The following is a 15,519-nucleotide window of genomic DNA, read 5'->3' as shown; positions in this document are numbered from 1 at the left end:
TATGAGCGATTATCTAGAGGCAATTAAAACCAGAGTATTACTTTTCGATGGCGCAACTGGTACCAACCTTCAATTGAGGAACCTAAACGCCGACGACTTTGGCGGAGCGAACTTGGAAGGACTGAATGAAAATCTTGTCTTAACCCGTCCTGACGTGGTAAGAGAGCTCCACGCTAGCTTCTTAGAAGTTGGAAGCGACGTAATTGAGACCAATACCTTTGGGTCATTTCCAATCGTTCTTAGCGAATATGGAGTGCAGGATCGAGCCTTTGAATTAAATCGCATAGGTGCATTGTTGGCTCGAGAGGTCGCAGACTCCTACTCCAGTAAATCCCATCGTCGCTTCGTGGCAGGATCTATGGGTCCCGGCACCAAACTTCCCTCGCTCGGGCAATCGACCTTCGATACTCTTAGGGATGGATATCAACTACAAGCAGAAGGGCTTTTAGTTGGCGGTGTCGATCTTTTTATAATAGAGACCGTCTATGACCTTCTAGGGGCTAAAGCTGCAATAACTGGGGCTCGGCTCGCCATGGAAAAGCTCGACAAGAAAGTTCCGATTCAACTCCAGGTGACAGTCGAACTGACCGGGAGGATGCTGCCAGGAACAGAGATATCTGCCGCGCTAATCGCACTTCGCTCGATGGGGATCGACGTAATTGGAATGAATTGCGCCACTGGACCCGAAGAGATGGGTGAGCACCTTCGATATCTCCATCAAAACACCACACTCCCGATCTCCGCGCAACCCAACGCAGGTCTTCCTTCGGTAGTGGACGGAAAGATGCACTACGACCTAACGCCAGAAGGACTCGCTAGACATCACCACCGCTTCATCAACGAACTCGGAGTTCGAATCGTAGGTGGATGTTGCGGGACAACACCCGAACATATCGCAGCAGTAAGAGAGATAATCACCGACCAGGTGCCGAAATTTGTGACCCTAGATGCACCACCAGCACTCGCCTCTCTCTATAGTTCCGCACCAATCACACAAGAACTGTCATATTTTTCAGTGGGAGAGCGAACCAACGCCAACGGATCCAAACGTTTTCGCGAGGCCATGCTCCAGGGTGATTGGGATACCTGCATCGAGATCGCCAAAGATCAAGTAAAAGAGGGTGCTGATGCAATTGACCTCTGCGTCGATTACACAGGCGCAGATGGCGTTGCAGACATGGAGGAACTCGCCAGTCGATTGGCGACGGCTTCAACACTACCGATCGTTTTAGATTCAACTGAGCCCCTTGTGATCGAGACTGGTCTCAAGCACCTTGGCGGGCGAGCGCTTTTAAACTCGGTGAACTTGGAAGACGGAGATGCTCCCGGAACTCGATTTGATCTATTTTGTCGCCTTGCCAAAAAATATGGAGCAGCTGTAGTTGCAACCTGTATCGACGAAGAAGGCCAGGCACGAACTAAAGAATGGAAGGTAGCGGCAGCTAAAGCCATCTATGAGATAGCGACTAATCGATATGGACTTAGCGCGGCAGATATCTTTTTTGACCCATTGGTGCTTCCAATCTCAACTGGCATGGAAGAATCTCGTAAAGATGGAATCGAGACAATAGAGGGCATCCGAAAGATCAAGGAGTCACTACCGGGGGTCTTTACCATAGTTGGCCTCTCAAACATCTCCTTCGGATTGAAGCCGGCCGCAAGAACGGTCCTCAACTCGGTCTTTCTTGCAGAGTGCACTGCTGCAGGATTGGATGCCGCAATCGTGCATCCATCAAAGATCGTTCCCCTTTCAAAGATTCCACCAGAACAAAAGCAGGTTTGCCTCGACCTCATCTACGATCGTCGCACCGCCGACTACGATCCCCTCTCGGCCCTTATCGACCTCTTCGAAGGTGTCAATGAAAAGGCGGCGGTGAAGGAGGATTTAGCGTCTCTTCCCATCTCCGAACGTCTCCAAAGAAGAATCATCGATGGGGACAAAAATAATATCGTCGCCGATCTCCATGACGCGCTAGAGAGTGGAATTCCAGCACTGGAAATTATCAATGAATATCTCCTATCTGGCATGAAGGTAGTGGGTGAACTCTTTGGAGCGGGCCAAATGCAGCTTCCATTCGTCCTCTCCTCGGCCGAAGCGATGAAACGTGCTATCTCGTATCTGGAGCCATATCTTGAAAAAGGACAAGCCAATAAAAAGGGAAGGATCGTCTTGGCCACAGTCAAGGGTGACGTCCACGACATTGGCAAAAACCTAGTAGATATCATCTTCTCCAATAACGGCTATGAAGTACACAACCTCGGCATCAAAGTTTCAATCTCTGAGATGATCGCCAAGGCAATTGAGATAAAAGCAGATGCAATTGGCATGAGTGGTCTTTTGGTCAAATCTACGCTTATCATGCGAGAAAACCTAGAGGAATTGAATTCCAGAGAGCTCTCATCGATTCCCGTCATACTCGGTGGAGCCGCACTGACAAGGACTTACGTCGAACAAGACCTCAGAAAAATCTACCAAGGTCGTCTCTTTTACGGCAAAGATGCATTCGAGGGCTTGGACGTCATGAACAAGTTGGCAGAAATAAGAGAGGGTTCAATACAAGATGACGATTTTGGACGCAAACTCTCCGAGCGAAAACTGGGGCCAAAGCGCTCAGAGACGATGTCATCTCTCCCAGAAGTTGCAGCCATACGGTCCTCTGAAGTTGCGATAGACAACAAGATCTACAAGCCTCCATTTCTTGGAACCCGAATAGTCTCTGGAATTTCAATCGACGAAATCGCAGGTTTTATAAATGAAACTGCACTCTTTCGCAATCAATGGGGATTTAGGCCCGAAAATGGTGAAAGCGACGGAGAATTCAAAGAGAGAATTCGATCAATCTTTCGATTGGAGCTCGAAGAGGCCAAAGCGAGCAACTGCCTAATCCCCAAAGTGGCCTATGGCTACTTTGTGGCTGCTTCAGCGGGAAACCAACTCCTGATATATGAAGACGAAAGCCGATCTAAGGTGATTGAAACCTTTGATTTCCCCCGTCAAAAGGTTGAACCCCACCTTTGCATAGCTGACTTTTTTAGACCTTATGATTCGCCCGAGGTCGACTACATCGCAATGCACGCGGTAACCATGGGATCTGAGGTCTCGGCCCGTACAGCAAAACTCTTTGAAGGCGGTGACTTCAATGCATATCTTCGCCTTCATGGTCTTGGCGTTGAGATGGCAGAGGCACTTGCGGAACTTTGGCACCTACGCATCAGGGTCGAAATGGGCTTTGGAGATGAGGACGACAATTCAGTCCTCGGGCTATTTCGCCAACGTTACCGAGGTGGTCGATACTCCTTTGGCTATCCAGCTTGTCCCAAGCTAGAAGACAATGAAAAGCTCGTATCGCTCTTAGGCGCGACACGGATCGGCATTGAAGTCTCAGAGGGCTTTCAACTTCACCCCGAACAGACAACTACTGCGATAATCTGCCACCACCCCCGAGCTAAATACTTTGTCGCCTAGAAACTCCCCACGGAGCCACTCATTACCAAAATAGCTGCTATCGACATCTTCTTTTACATCTCCGCATCCTATGGGAGACGTAAAAGAAGATAAACCCATGAGTAACAGGCGCAGGCACAATTATCAGAGATGGCGCGTTTTGGTGATTTGAAGGTGACGAAAAAAATCTCGATATACCGTTCTTTTGGCATCACCGCACCTATAGGTCAATCTGTAGTATATACTACAGTTAAAGGCGTAAATAGCATATGACCTCTACAACTTGGAAAGCAGGTTAATCGTGAGTAATGCACAAATGTGGAACGAGCGCTATGCAGGGATCGATCGACTTTGGATTCCAGAACCAGATCCCAAGCTCGCTGATGTTATATCAAACTTTTCCCCTGGCAAGGCGTTAGACCTAGGATGCGGCGAAGGCCGCAATGCAATGTACTTAGCTAAAACCAACTGGGAGGTGACAGCGGTAGATTTTTCCAGCGTTGCCCTTGAAAGATTAGCCAGAGCGGCAAATGAAGCGGGAGTGAAAGTAGATACGATCTGTAGCGACATCTTTGACTTTCTAGATCAAGATGACAGCTATGACCTAATCGTTATTGCTAACATTCACCCTTCAAGAACCTTGCGATTAGAGCTGTATAAAAAGGCCATTAAGAGAATAAGTTTGGGCGGACACCTATTTCTAATTGGACACCATATCGAATCGCTCGGAATAGTCGGGCCATCAGATCCAGACCTACTGATGGACGACTCCGAAGTCACAGAGGCCTTTGTGGATCAGAAGATCGTGCGACTTGAAAAGATCACGGATATCGCAGACCACGGTCATTCGGCACCCTCTCTATTAGCGGTGATCGAAAAACTTTGATCCCCTCGTAGGCGGCAACATCCGCTGAAGGGTTTCACCGTGAACTCACCTTCTTTTCTTTACAAACAGGACCTATGTGCTCACGGACCAGGCATTCAAAGATAGGCAATACCGCTGAAAACCAACCATATAGATTTAGTTTTCAGCGGCCACGGTAATTCACAAGACAAAACGACCTTTGAAGGCTATTACAAGAAATAGACAATCAAAATGGTCGCCTTCTTGCTTATGGCGTTGGCTTCCTGCCGCCAAACCAGGATGACATTGCCCATCTGGTATTGGTCGGGGAGTGGACTTTTGGCTTCAAAGCCTGAAAAGAATATCTTTCGATCAATCTTTGGTAATCGACATAAAAGCCACTATGTACGTTCAGCTGGTAGGAGATGCAAGAAAAGCCATTGACATGACGAACCATCGATTTGCAAAATCACCTATGAAACAACTTTTAGATCTCCCGGTGAAAACCGCCTTAATCTGGCACTTTACATCTAGAGCTAATTGGTTCGATCGCAAATCCACTACTCAATAAGAAATCATTCCGTTAGAGTGATGTCTCTCCATCCTCACCGAAGATAGACCCGACTAATTATTTGGCTGAAACGATGATCCCGTCAGAACCACGCTTAAATTAAGATCATCACAATCTCTAAAATGACAGTTAGAAGTACTCTAAAATAACCGTTACCAAGACTTCGACTAACCATTTGAACCGGGATAAATCCCGATAAGACATGTGACGCCAATCAGCCTTTGGCGGCCTGCAAAAGGTGATAAAGCAGGTACAGCTGTGCGATCGCTAATGGTTCGCTACGCTTCTCATCTGTAATTCGTCCCAGCGAACTTGGAAGAGGCTGGTCGATCCCTAGCCTCGACCAGATCGCCTCTTTTATTTCGCTCGCTACTTCTTTGGATGCATGACCATGTATGTGAAGCACGTCAACTGGCTTATTGTCATCGTCGCGCATCAGCTTTAGATGTATAGCCTCTCTCGTATCGGATGAGAGTAGGTCAGAGATAGCTGGGTGGTCAATCGTTGGCCTAAGAAGGATTGACACCGACAACGGAATCTCCTCGCCTTCGCCAGGTGAAGCCTTGGCGAAGCTCATGACGATATCTGCATTGGCTCGTTGCGGGCGGATATATGCGCCAGACTCCGGCTCACGCTTATCAAGATCTGCTAGAACCTGCTCTTTTGTATAACCACGTTGAGATACGTCGCGTTGTACCTTCCACTCACGTCGAACGCTCTCTGGGGGGTCCAAGAAGACCGTTACATCAAAGCAAGCCCTCGACAACTTAGACCAAAGGGGAAATAGGCCCTCTACAACGACAAAGTCCTTAGGTTCAAACAAAACTGGACGATCCAGAGTCCCGTGATGGTGGCTATAGAGTGGCTTTAGGATTGGTTGACCCGTTGCGAGCAGTTGCAGATGCTGCTCCATGATCTCCAAATAGTTGCAATTAGGGTGCAGCGGAGTAAAGGGAAGATTCTTCCGTTCATTTCGGTCGTAACGATGATAGTCATCGGTACAAAATGAAGATATGTTAGCCGGGCCGAGCGCCTCGACAAGGCCCCGAGTCAGGGTTGTCTTGCCGACCGCCGAATCTCCAGCGATTGCCAACATGGGTACGTGTCGGCGTAAACGATTTCGGTTAGCCCGTTCAATCATCGCAAGTCGATGCGGCATTGGTGCCCTTTCGTTATTGTACTAGTTCATTTTGGATACAAAAATCTAAAGGGCCCTAAAAAAGATTCTAAAATCTTCCTAGGGCCCTGAAATATAGAGTCCTAACTTCAAATCTGGGAATTTACAACCTAGGCAAATTGCGATACGACGGAATAGCTCCCATTTCGAATCAAAGCGCTAGATATGTAGAGGGATCCGTCTCGATAGGTGACGGGTTCCAATACGCCAGCTCCAGTTACAGAGGTTATGGCCACAACTGGCTCTGCTAAAATCAAGGCATCTTGATCAAAGACAGTGTCGATAATTGAAGCGTCAAAAGAAATTATCTGAGCTCGCTCAGCGTCACTCTGGGGGGTCAATTGACCTTGGAATTCACCGCCTAGGGCCTTGGTCATAGCTGCCATAATGATGCCCTCTGGTGCTCCACCAATCCCAAAGAGTGCATCGATATGACCGACAAGAACCTCGAACGCTCCCATCACATCGCCATCTGGGATTTCACGAACCCTGGCTCCAATTTTACGAATACGCGAGATAAGCTCCTTATGGCGAGGCTTGTCAAGTACAACTATCTCAATCTCACCGATCGACTTATCCAAGACCTTTGCCAGAGCTTCAACGTTAGATTCAATCGAATTCGAAAGAGTAAGCGCACCCTTGGCTCGAGAGCCAACGACCATCTTGTCCATGTAATATCCTGGCAGATACTTGAAGGTACCCCTCGGAGCTGCAGCAATTACTGAGACCGCACCTGGCTGGCCTTTTGCTACGTAATTTGTACCCTCAAGCGGGTCTACCGCAATGTCAAAGGTAGGTCCAGCTCCACTTCCTAAGCGCTCTCCGCGATAGAGCATTGGAGCCTCGTCCTTTTCTCCTTCACCAATTACGACTTCAAGTGCAATTGGAGCCTTGTTAAGAGCTCTTCGCATAGCCCCCACTGCCAATGAATCAGCAGAGTTGCGATCGCCCCTACCAACTTTTGAGAAACTAGCCTTAGCGGCGTCGACGCAGGCTAGAACAATATTGCGCTCTAGGACTAGATTTGCATTTAGGTACTCTAGGTCGTGGCTATCTTTTTTGGTCGACTCAATTCTTGACAAAGTTTCACGGAACGATTGCGCAACCTTTTCGCCCGAAAAACCAAAGTGGGCTTGGACTTCTGAGCCTTTACCGGAGGCGCCATACGAATGCATAGCGATTATGTCTGCTTCGCTAGCCACAACTGGCTCCCAGCCAAGAGGAATGCCTGCCTCTACGACAAGCGTGGGAAGTCCCGAAGTTAGAGCCTCGATTCTCCCTCGATAGACGTCCAAGAATCGCTCGCGCCACATTACCGAGACCACGCGCACCGAGATACCGTCATTTTGCTTCAAGATCTCTGCGGCCTCTAGTGCAATTACCACTTCAGATCCGCTCGAGATGATTACCCCTCTGGCATCTTGAGGGTCGGAGATTATCTGCATTCCAGAGTCGTTGACCCAAGCTGGATCACCATGTGTAGTAACGGTTGGAAGACCTTGTCGAGAAAGCACTAATACAGATGGCATCGAAGGGTCCCCAATGGAGGTTGCCCAGGCTGCAGCTGTCTCATTTGCATCCGCTGGACGCATTACACGAAGGTTTGGGATAGCCCTTAGAGCTGCTAGATGTTCAACCGGCTCATGTGTTGGGCCGTCTTCTCCGACTGCAATGGAATCATGGGTGAATACGAAATTGACGCCCAAGCCCATAATGGCTGCTAGGCGCACAGACGGACGACAATAGTCGGAAAAGACCAGAAAAGTTGATCCATAAGCCACAAAGCCACCATGAAGTGCAATCCCGTTTAGGAGTGCAGCCATCCCATGCTCACGAATTCCAAAGTTAATCTCTCTGCCTAGATAATTAGACGATGAGACAAAGTCCAGACCAAGGTTTGTACCAGTCGACTCGGCCAAGTCAGCAGAGCCGCCAATAAGGAAAGGTAGAGCTTCGCTCAACTGGATCAAGACCTCTTTGGAGGATATTCTCGTAGCCAATGCCTTATCTGGACTAAATGGTTTGATCGACCCAGCGATCTCACCTGGAGAAGGCACTACTGGAGAGATTATTTGACGCACCTCATTAGATAGCTCTTTATAACGTTCTCTCCATGCAGCCGCAAGCTTTTCGCCCTTTTGCACGCTAGAGCGGGCGTGGTCATAGATCGCTTGCGGCACTTCAAAGGGAGGATAGGTCCACTTGTAAAACTCTTTAGTGCCCGCGATCTCCTTAGCGCCTAAGGCCGATCCATGTACCGAGCTCTTACCCGCCTTGGTAGGAGCGCCATATCCAATTACCGTCCGCAGTTCAATCAGTGTCGGTCCGCCCGTGTTTTCGCGAGCCTTATTGAACGCTGATTCGATAAGATCGAGATCCTCATGATCTTCTACCAAAATGGTATTCCAACCATAGCTTTCGAAACGACCTCGAATATTATCTGTGCAGGACAGTGTGGCATCGCCTGTAATCGTTATATTGTTGGAGTCAAACAATACAATCAGCTTATTCAAACCTAGATGACCAGCCAAAGAGCCTGCTTCGTGAGAGATGCCCTCCATGAGGTCGCCGTCTGAAGCAAAGACGTAAGTGTGATGGTCTATTACTCCTTTAGCTCCTGCGGCATCAACTCGGCTCGCCATCATAGCTTCGGCAAGGGCCATACCAACGGCGCTAGAGATCCCTTGACCCAGCGGACCGGTCGTCATTTCAACGCCAGTTGTGTGATGGTATTCGGGGTGTCCTGGTGTCTTTGAACCCAATTGACGAAAGCCCTGGAGGTCTTGGACCTCAAGTCCATAGCCAAAAAGGTGCAAGAGCGAGTAGACGAGTGCCGATCCATGGCCAGCCGAGAGTACGAATCGATCGCGATCGGCCCAGGTTGGATCAGATGGTGCATGCTTTAGCACCCGAGAAAACAAAGTATATGCGGCAGGTGCAAGTCCCAGAGGAAGGCCCGGATGGCCCGAATTAGCGTGCTCCACCTGATCTATCGAAAGCATCCTTAGCGCGGTTACGCAAAGTTGATCATTGTCGTTTGTCATAAAATCTTTCCGATCGTTTAACGTTCATACCTCTTAGTTAACGGCTTTATGTCGCAAGAGGGTCTTTAGGCTTTTCGTTTGGCTTGACCTGCTAAATTGCGAATTTCAGTCACTGCGGCCTCAAGGCCGTCGGGATGTTTAAAGAGAGAAGAGCCAGCAACCAATGTTCTTGCGCCCGCACTCACAGCACCCTCAACGGTAGAGGAGGAGATTCCCCCATCAACCTCAATTTCAATTTCATGACTAAACGAGTTTGCCAATTCATAGGCTGAGCTAATCTTTGACTCCATCGTCGAAATGTAGGCCTGGCCACCAAAGCCAGGATTAACCGTCATAATCAGGATTAGATCTAACAAATCCACGACATTCTCTATGGCACAGATAGGGGTTGCCGGGTTCAGTGCCACGCCGACCTTAGCCCCAGCTTGTCTCACGCGACCCAGAGTCCGATGAAGATGTCGAGTTGACTCAGCATGAATGATAAGCAGCTCACAGCCTGCCGCTACATATTTTTCGATATATTGATCTGGATCAACAATCATAAGATGAGCCTCAAAACCAAGAGTCGTAACTTTTCGCGCCGACGCTATGGTATCTGGACCAAATGTAAGATTTGGTACAAAGACACCATCCATAACGTCCCATTGAATTCGATCCACACCCGCTTTTTCCAACTCCACAACCGCATTACCTAGTTGTGAAAAGTCAGCAGGTAGCACCGAAGGGATTACCAAAATATTCTGCTTTACACCCATCGTCAACCCCCTATTTGGAAAAACTGCGTACCTTTAGATCTTTCCTAAAAACAGTTAATCAACTCACAGCCTAAAGCGGTCCGCTGCATAGTGAATAATCCGAATTGATCATTACAATTTAGAAAAGAATCTAGGCGACCTAAACACCTATACTCTTCCCACATAAGAGGGATTTACCAAACTGAGATCGACCAATGTCACATTGAGGAGTACCATCAAATAAGGTGTTCATTATTGAAAAAGTCGCAAGTAACGGCTATCTCGCCCTTAAATTTTTTCTAACTGTAGCTTTCTAGCTATTTTCGCATGGGACCAACAGACGTGGAACAAGATAACGACACTAAAGATGCAATGACAGAGATGATCTCGGTCCTTTTAGTCGACGATCAAGACATCATTCTGGATGGAATCAGTTCAATGATGAAGCGATTCGAGAATCAGATCAAAATTGTGGGCAAGGTTAAGGATGCACAAAGCGCTATCGCCTTTGTCACTACAAACCAATTAGACATCGTAATCACCGACGTACGTCTCAAAAACGACAGCGGCATCGATCTCTGCAGGGAAATCTCCAAGTCATTTCCTGATGTTTCGGTCGTCATGCTAACTGTCTACGATGACGAGCAGTATCTATTTCAAGCCCTACGATCTGGAGCAAAAGGGTTTCTTCTCAAACAGATCACCGCTGCTGAACTGCTAGAGCAACTCCTACGGGTACAAAACGGTGATATCGTCGTCGATCCTCAGCTAGCGGGCAGGGTTGCACTATCTGCGGCACGTCTTCACTCGGGTGAATTCTGGCCAGGAGCACACCTAGGGTTAACGCAAAGGGAGTCAGAGGTCCTTGACCTTGTGACCAAGGGAAACTCAAACAAGGCAATCGCAGCGAAGCTCTTCGTTGGAGAAGAGACAGTCAAGACCCACCTGAGCGCGGTCTATCGCAAACTCGGCGTCAAAGATAGGACTGCAGCTGTAGCACTTGCAATGCGCGAAGCAATCTTTAGATAACAATAATGCAAAAGCCCCTTTTGAAAGGGATAAGGGAAATCCCAAAATGATGAGTCTTTGGAGTTCACATTGAAAGATCACTTGCTTCGTCAAATTATTGACGCAATGCCACACGTCACAGATCTAGAAGAGCTAGCAGATCACGTTGCTGAACTTGTGATAGGGGCTTTCGGTGCAGACGTATGCTTCGTCTATCTCCTAGACGAGGACCAAAGACATATCAGTCTGATTGGCGCGACACCTCCTTATTCGATCCATAGGGGCAAGATTCGCCTAGCCGTTGGAGATGGTATCTCGGGATGGGTCGCTCAATCCAAGATACCTTTAATTGTTCCCGACAAATGGGCGGACAGTAGATACCGTTATATGCCTGAACTGGAGGGGGAAAACTTCAATTTCCTGATCTCGGTGCCGATGATGAGACCTGGTGAGGTAGTAGTTGGCGTCCTAAATGTCCATTGGCGCGAATTGCCAAGCGAGAGCGAATCGATCTTGGTGGACCTGCAATATGTCGCCAACCTATTTGCCGGCAACGTCGAAATGGCCGCCCTCGTTGAAAAACTTGCCCGACGCGAGAGTCAACTTGAAAAATTCGCAGCTGACACTATCGATGCAGCGGAGTTAGAGCGAAAGCGAATCGCAAGAGATATTCATGATGGCCTTGGACAACTCCTACACTCGGCACTCTACCATCTAGATGCTGCAATGTATCCAGAATCGATGAACGCCTCACGTATAGAGATAACTGCGGCCAAAGATCTCGTCGTCTCGGCCATCTCAGAGGTAAAAGAGACAATATCCCGCCTTCGACCAGGAATCCTAGATGACCTTGGTCTTATGGCGGGCTTAGCAAGTCTTTGCAATTCGATAAAAAACCCCGAAGTTGACGTCGAACTTCCCGAGGTCTTCGATGCGATCCTCGCTAGCGCAGCCGAGATCACCATCTACCGAATTACCCAAGAAGCGCTGGCAAACATCATCAAACACTCCGGGGCAACTTGGGCATCGCTGAAGATTTGGCTCGACTACGAACTTCGGATTCTACATGCGATTATCTCCGACGATGGAGCGGGGTTCGATGTCGACGATGTCAATAACGGCCACGGAATTCAAGGTATGAGGGAAAGAGTTGAGCTAATCGGAGCAAGCCTCGAGGTATTTTCACGCGCAAACCATGGAACAAAGATCCACCTCAAAGTACCATTCTCCCTAAATCAATAGAATCATGTTTGGGTAAATTAGATTCCAAGCTCTCATCGCAGAAGCTATATCTCTAGCCAACCCTAAAACCTCCAAACACCAAGGGGTTTCGCGAATCAATCTTTAGGTCCAGGCTCCAAAAATATTCTACTGGCCAAGAAGTCAACATCTTCGATAGTCATTAGGTCTAACCGGGTAAGGCGATCTCCTCGACGTTCAAACAACCTATTCGCCTGTCGAAGTCGGGCTCTATCCAGAGCGTTCCGGATCGATCGTGCATTTGCAAAGAATGGCTGCTCCATCCGCCGTTGTACATATTGTTCAAAGACGGCTTCGGCTTTCCCGCTCATTACGTAGTTCTGCTCAGCTAACATCAACTTAGCGATTGTCACAAGCTCCGTCTTGGTGTAATCAGGGAAGTCGATATGGTGTGCAATCCGAGATGACATCCCAGGATTACTAGTGAAAAACTTGTCCATGCGATCTTTATAACCAGCCAAGATCACGACAAGATCGTCCCTTTGGTTCTCCATAACCTGTAGAAGAATCTCGATCGCTTCGCCACCATAGTCGCGCTCGTTCTCCGGCTTGTAGAGATAGTAGGCCTCATCGATAAAGAGCACTCCCCCCATCGCCTTCTTGAGAATCTCCTTGGTCTTAGGCGCCGTATGGCCGATATATTGACCCACTAAGTCGTCGCGAGTAACCGAGACCAAATGACCTTGTCGTACATATCCAAGACGATGCAGTATCTCTGCCATGCGCAAAGCCACAGTCGTCTTACCGGTGCCAGGATTTCCCGTAAAGCTCATATGCATCGAGGGTGCGCCAGAGGAAAGATCCAACTGACGACGCACTCGATCGACCAGCAAAAGTGAAGCTACCTCGCCAATTCGCGTCTTAACCGGTTTCAAACCAACGAGTTCTTTATCGAGCTTCTCCAAGATACTTGCGATATTCGACTCTTTGTATACCACATCCAAATCAACGAAATCATCTGCCGTGCCCAGAGAGAGGTTGTCTTCGTCGTCACTTACATTAGCGCCAAGGTCATCCATCTAAATTCTTTCTTCTCACTAAGCCACCAATAAGAGGTCCTCACCGCAAACACTCAAGCAAAGAGGCAAACAAGCTGACCATCTAAGTTCATAAATACTCATTCGACTGAGCCAATCACCTTGAATCTATTAGATGTGACAGAGAAAAATAGTGGAGTTTTTGAGAAAACAGCTCATAAAAGCCACCTCAGCCACTCCACCGTCAGTCATAAATAGTATTTTCAATAAAGGCGAGGGGTATCTCTATGGATACCTTTCACCCTCTGGTTGATCCGTGGCATAAGGGGTGATCGAGTATCTAATCGATCGACCATCGACCTCTTGTCGCATAAGTCTAAACCCTGGCTCGTTGGGTGGGCGATTCACCATAAATGACATAGTTGGGCTCTCCGTGCCTCGATCTGAACCAAATGCCATAACACGGATGTAATAGTTAGGAAAGGTCGCCCGGCACTGATTGATCTCCCCCATAATGCCAGCTGGGTCCTTTAGGTCAAACATTGGCATACCATACATCTCCCAGTAGGTATTACGGGGATGGGGGTCGTCGGTATACTCCACGCTAAGCGCCCAACCGTGGTCAATAGCCCACTTTATCTGTAGCATTATCTGCTCGTCGCTAAGTTCTGGAAGAAACGAGAATTGACCCTGAGTCACTCGATTTGCTGGATTGGTCATCATAATCTAATCGTCTCCCTAGATCTAAAAGCTTGCCGTAGGTGTGGGAACAAAATCTGCAGTGTCGGTAGATTCATAGTTGAAGGTAACGTCCTTCCAGGTATCCAATGCTGCTCTTAGAGGAGTACACCACTTTGCCGCCTGCGCCAAGATCTCTGGCCCTTCGTTGAGATAATCCCTACCTTCATTTCGAGCCATGATCATAGCCTCTAAGGCCACACGATTTGCAGTTGCTCCCGCTTGGATACCCATTGGATGGCCAATGGTGCCACCGCCAAATTGAAGAATTACATCTTCGCCTAGGTAGTGAATCAACTGATGCATTTGACCAGCGTGAATTCCACCGGAAGCGACTGGCATTACCTTATTTAAAGATGCCCAATCCTGATCAAAGAATATCCCGTTCTCGAGCGACATCGGAGTACGCACCTCTCGAAGGGTGTCATAGAATCCCTTGATCATCAAAGGATCGCCTTCCAATTTGCCAACTACTGTCCCTGCGTGGATATGATCAACGCCTGCCATCCTCATCCATTTGCAAATGACACGAAAGTTCATCCCGTGATTCTTCTGTCTGGAATATGTCGAATTACCAGCACGATGCAGGTGAAGAATCATATCGTTTTTCCTAGCCCAATTGGCCATCGATTGAATCGCTGTATAGCCAACTACTAGGTCGATCATGACAACAATGGATCCCAGCGATTTGGCGAATTCAGCACGCTCATACATCTGTTCCATCGTCCCTGCGGTAACGTTTAGATAGTGGCCTTTCACCTCTCCAGTTGCGGCTGAAGCCCGATTTACCGCCTCCATTACGTAAAGAAAACGATCGCGCCAGTGCATGAAAGGCTGCGAATTGATATTCTCATCGTCTTTCACAAAGTCGAGGCCACCTTTGAGCGCTTCGTAGACAACTCGGCCGTAGTTGCGACCTGAAAGCCCCAGCTTCGGCTTGGTGGTAGCTCCAAGAAGTGGACGTCCAAACTTATCGAGCCTTTCGCGCTCAACGATGATTCCCGTCGCTGGACCCTGAAAAGTTTTAAGGTAGGCGACCGGAAGCCTCATGTCCTCAAGTCTCAAAGCTTTTACCGCCTTGAAACCAAAGACGTTGCCAATGATTGAAGCAGTCAAATTGGCAATCGAACCCTCTTCAAAAAGATCCAAGTCGTAGGCAATGTAAGCAAAATACTGAGCTTCGGTATTGGTACCGACGCCGGTATTTGGAACCGGATCAACACGATAGGCTTTCGCGCGATAGAGCTCGCAAGCGGTCAATCGATCTGTCCACACGACCGTCCAGGTCGCAGTAGAAGATTCCCCAGCTACAGCAGCTGCTGCTTCCTCTGGATCAACCCCTGGCTGTGGTGTAATTCTAAAAAGTGCCAGAACATCTGTATCCTTGGGGATGTAATCGGGTTCCCAATAACCCATCTGCTTGTAGGGTATTACGCCAGACTTATAACGTTCGTTTGCTTCGCCACCGGCTGATGTTTTATCCATTTGATGGATAGCCTCCTTCGATTGTCAATGCGCAGTTACCGCTAGAGCCGCTCCAATAGATCGCACGGTCCTCAATCCCTACAGAATTTTCAGGGAGAAATAACCGGACGCCTTATAAGAAAACTATGAAAGCCATTAGCGAGCCACGCACCCTCTACATACCCACTCTAGACTCTTCAATAAGTCATACATCTGAAAAAAGCACGGTTTTTGACTCAAACAAGACGGTAAAATCA

The 15,519-nt window shown here is 48.3% G+C and carries 10 protein-coding genes; 4 read left to right on the top strand and 6 right to left on the bottom strand.

What is annotated here, in order from left to right:
• The first annotated feature begins 1 nt into the window (after position 1).
• On the top strand, positions 2-3,466 hold the full coding sequence (gene metH, locus ACIDITHRIX25_RS000000100980) for a methionine synthase (RefSeq protein ID WP_052604525.1): 3,465 nt from the start codon (positions 2-4) through the stop codon (positions 3,464-3,466).
• A gap of 280 nt (positions 3,467-3,746) precedes the next feature.
• A complete protein-coding gene (locus tag ACIDITHRIX25_RS000000100975) occupies positions 3,747-4,331 on the top strand; it encodes a class I SAM-dependent methyltransferase (protein WP_152625840.1) in 585 nt (194 codons plus the stop codon).
• A 743-nt stretch (positions 4,332-5,074) separates the two neighbouring features.
• On the opposite strand, the gene ACIDITHRIX25_RS000000100970 is transcribed toward ACIDITHRIX25_RS000000100975, so the two are convergent.
• The 3 genes from ACIDITHRIX25_RS000000100970 to rpe all read right to left on the bottom strand — a co-directional run bounded on the left by ACIDITHRIX25_RS000000100970 (position 5,075) and on the right by rpe (position 9,836).
• Positions 5,075-6,019 (bottom strand): phosphoribulokinase, encoded by a 945-nt coding sequence (locus ACIDITHRIX25_RS000000100970; RefSeq protein ID WP_052604528.1) that lies wholly within the window; start codon positions 6,017-6,019, stop codon positions 5,075-5,077.
• A gap of 128 nt (positions 6,020-6,147) precedes the next feature.
• Positions 6,148-9,081, bottom strand: a complete 2,934-nt coding sequence (gene tkt / locus ACIDITHRIX25_RS000000100965) for a transketolase (protein ID WP_201731984.1) — start codon at positions 9,079-9,081, stop codon at positions 6,148-6,150.
• A gap of 65 nt (positions 9,082-9,146) precedes the next feature.
• Complete coding sequence (rpe, locus tag ACIDITHRIX25_RS000000100960) at positions 9,147-9,836, bottom strand: ribulose-phosphate 3-epimerase (RefSeq protein ID WP_082058457.1); 690 nt, start codon at positions 9,834-9,836, stop codon at positions 9,147-9,149.
• A 321-nt stretch (positions 9,837-10,157) separates the two neighbouring features.
• On the opposite strand from rpe, the gene ACIDITHRIX25_RS000000100955 reads away from it, so the two are divergent.
• A complete protein-coding gene (locus ACIDITHRIX25_RS000000100955; RefSeq protein ID WP_235347556.1) occupies positions 10,158-10,844 on the top strand; it encodes a response regulator in 687 nt (228 codons plus the stop codon).
• Between the two features lie 69 nt (positions 10,845-10,913).
• Positions 10,914-12,065, top strand: coding sequence for a GAF domain-containing sensor histidine kinase (locus tag ACIDITHRIX25_RS000000100950; protein WP_201731983.1), 1,152 nt, complete (start codon positions 10,914-10,916; stop codon positions 12,063-12,065).
• 95 nt (positions 12,066-12,160) lie between these two features.
• Here ACIDITHRIX25_RS000000100950 and cbbX read toward each other — a convergent pair whose 3' ends face one another.
• The 3 genes from cbbX to ACIDITHRIX25_RS000000100935 form a co-directional block, all read right to left on the bottom strand.
• Positions 12,161-13,102 (bottom strand): CbbX protein, encoded by a 942-nt coding sequence (cbbX, locus tag ACIDITHRIX25_RS000000100945; RefSeq protein WP_052604530.1) that lies wholly within the window; start codon positions 13,100-13,102, stop codon positions 12,161-12,163.
• 243 nt (positions 13,103-13,345) lie between these two features.
• Positions 13,346-13,783, bottom strand: a complete 438-nt coding sequence (locus ACIDITHRIX25_RS000000100940; RefSeq protein ID WP_201731982.1) for a ribulose bisphosphate carboxylase small subunit — start codon at positions 13,781-13,783, stop codon at positions 13,346-13,348.
• Between the two features lie 21 nt (positions 13,784-13,804).
• Positions 13,805-15,283, bottom strand: a complete 1,479-nt coding sequence (locus ACIDITHRIX25_RS000000100935; protein WP_052604532.1) for a ribulose-bisphosphate carboxylase large subunit — start codon at positions 15,281-15,283, stop codon at positions 13,805-13,807.
• Between the last annotated feature and the right edge of the window lie 236 nt (positions 15,284-15,519).

Source organism: Acidithrix sp. C25 (assembly GCF_904848545.2).
The sequence above is the reverse complement of the archived record's forward strand: the minus strand, read 5'-3'. Positions and strand labels throughout refer to the sequence as shown.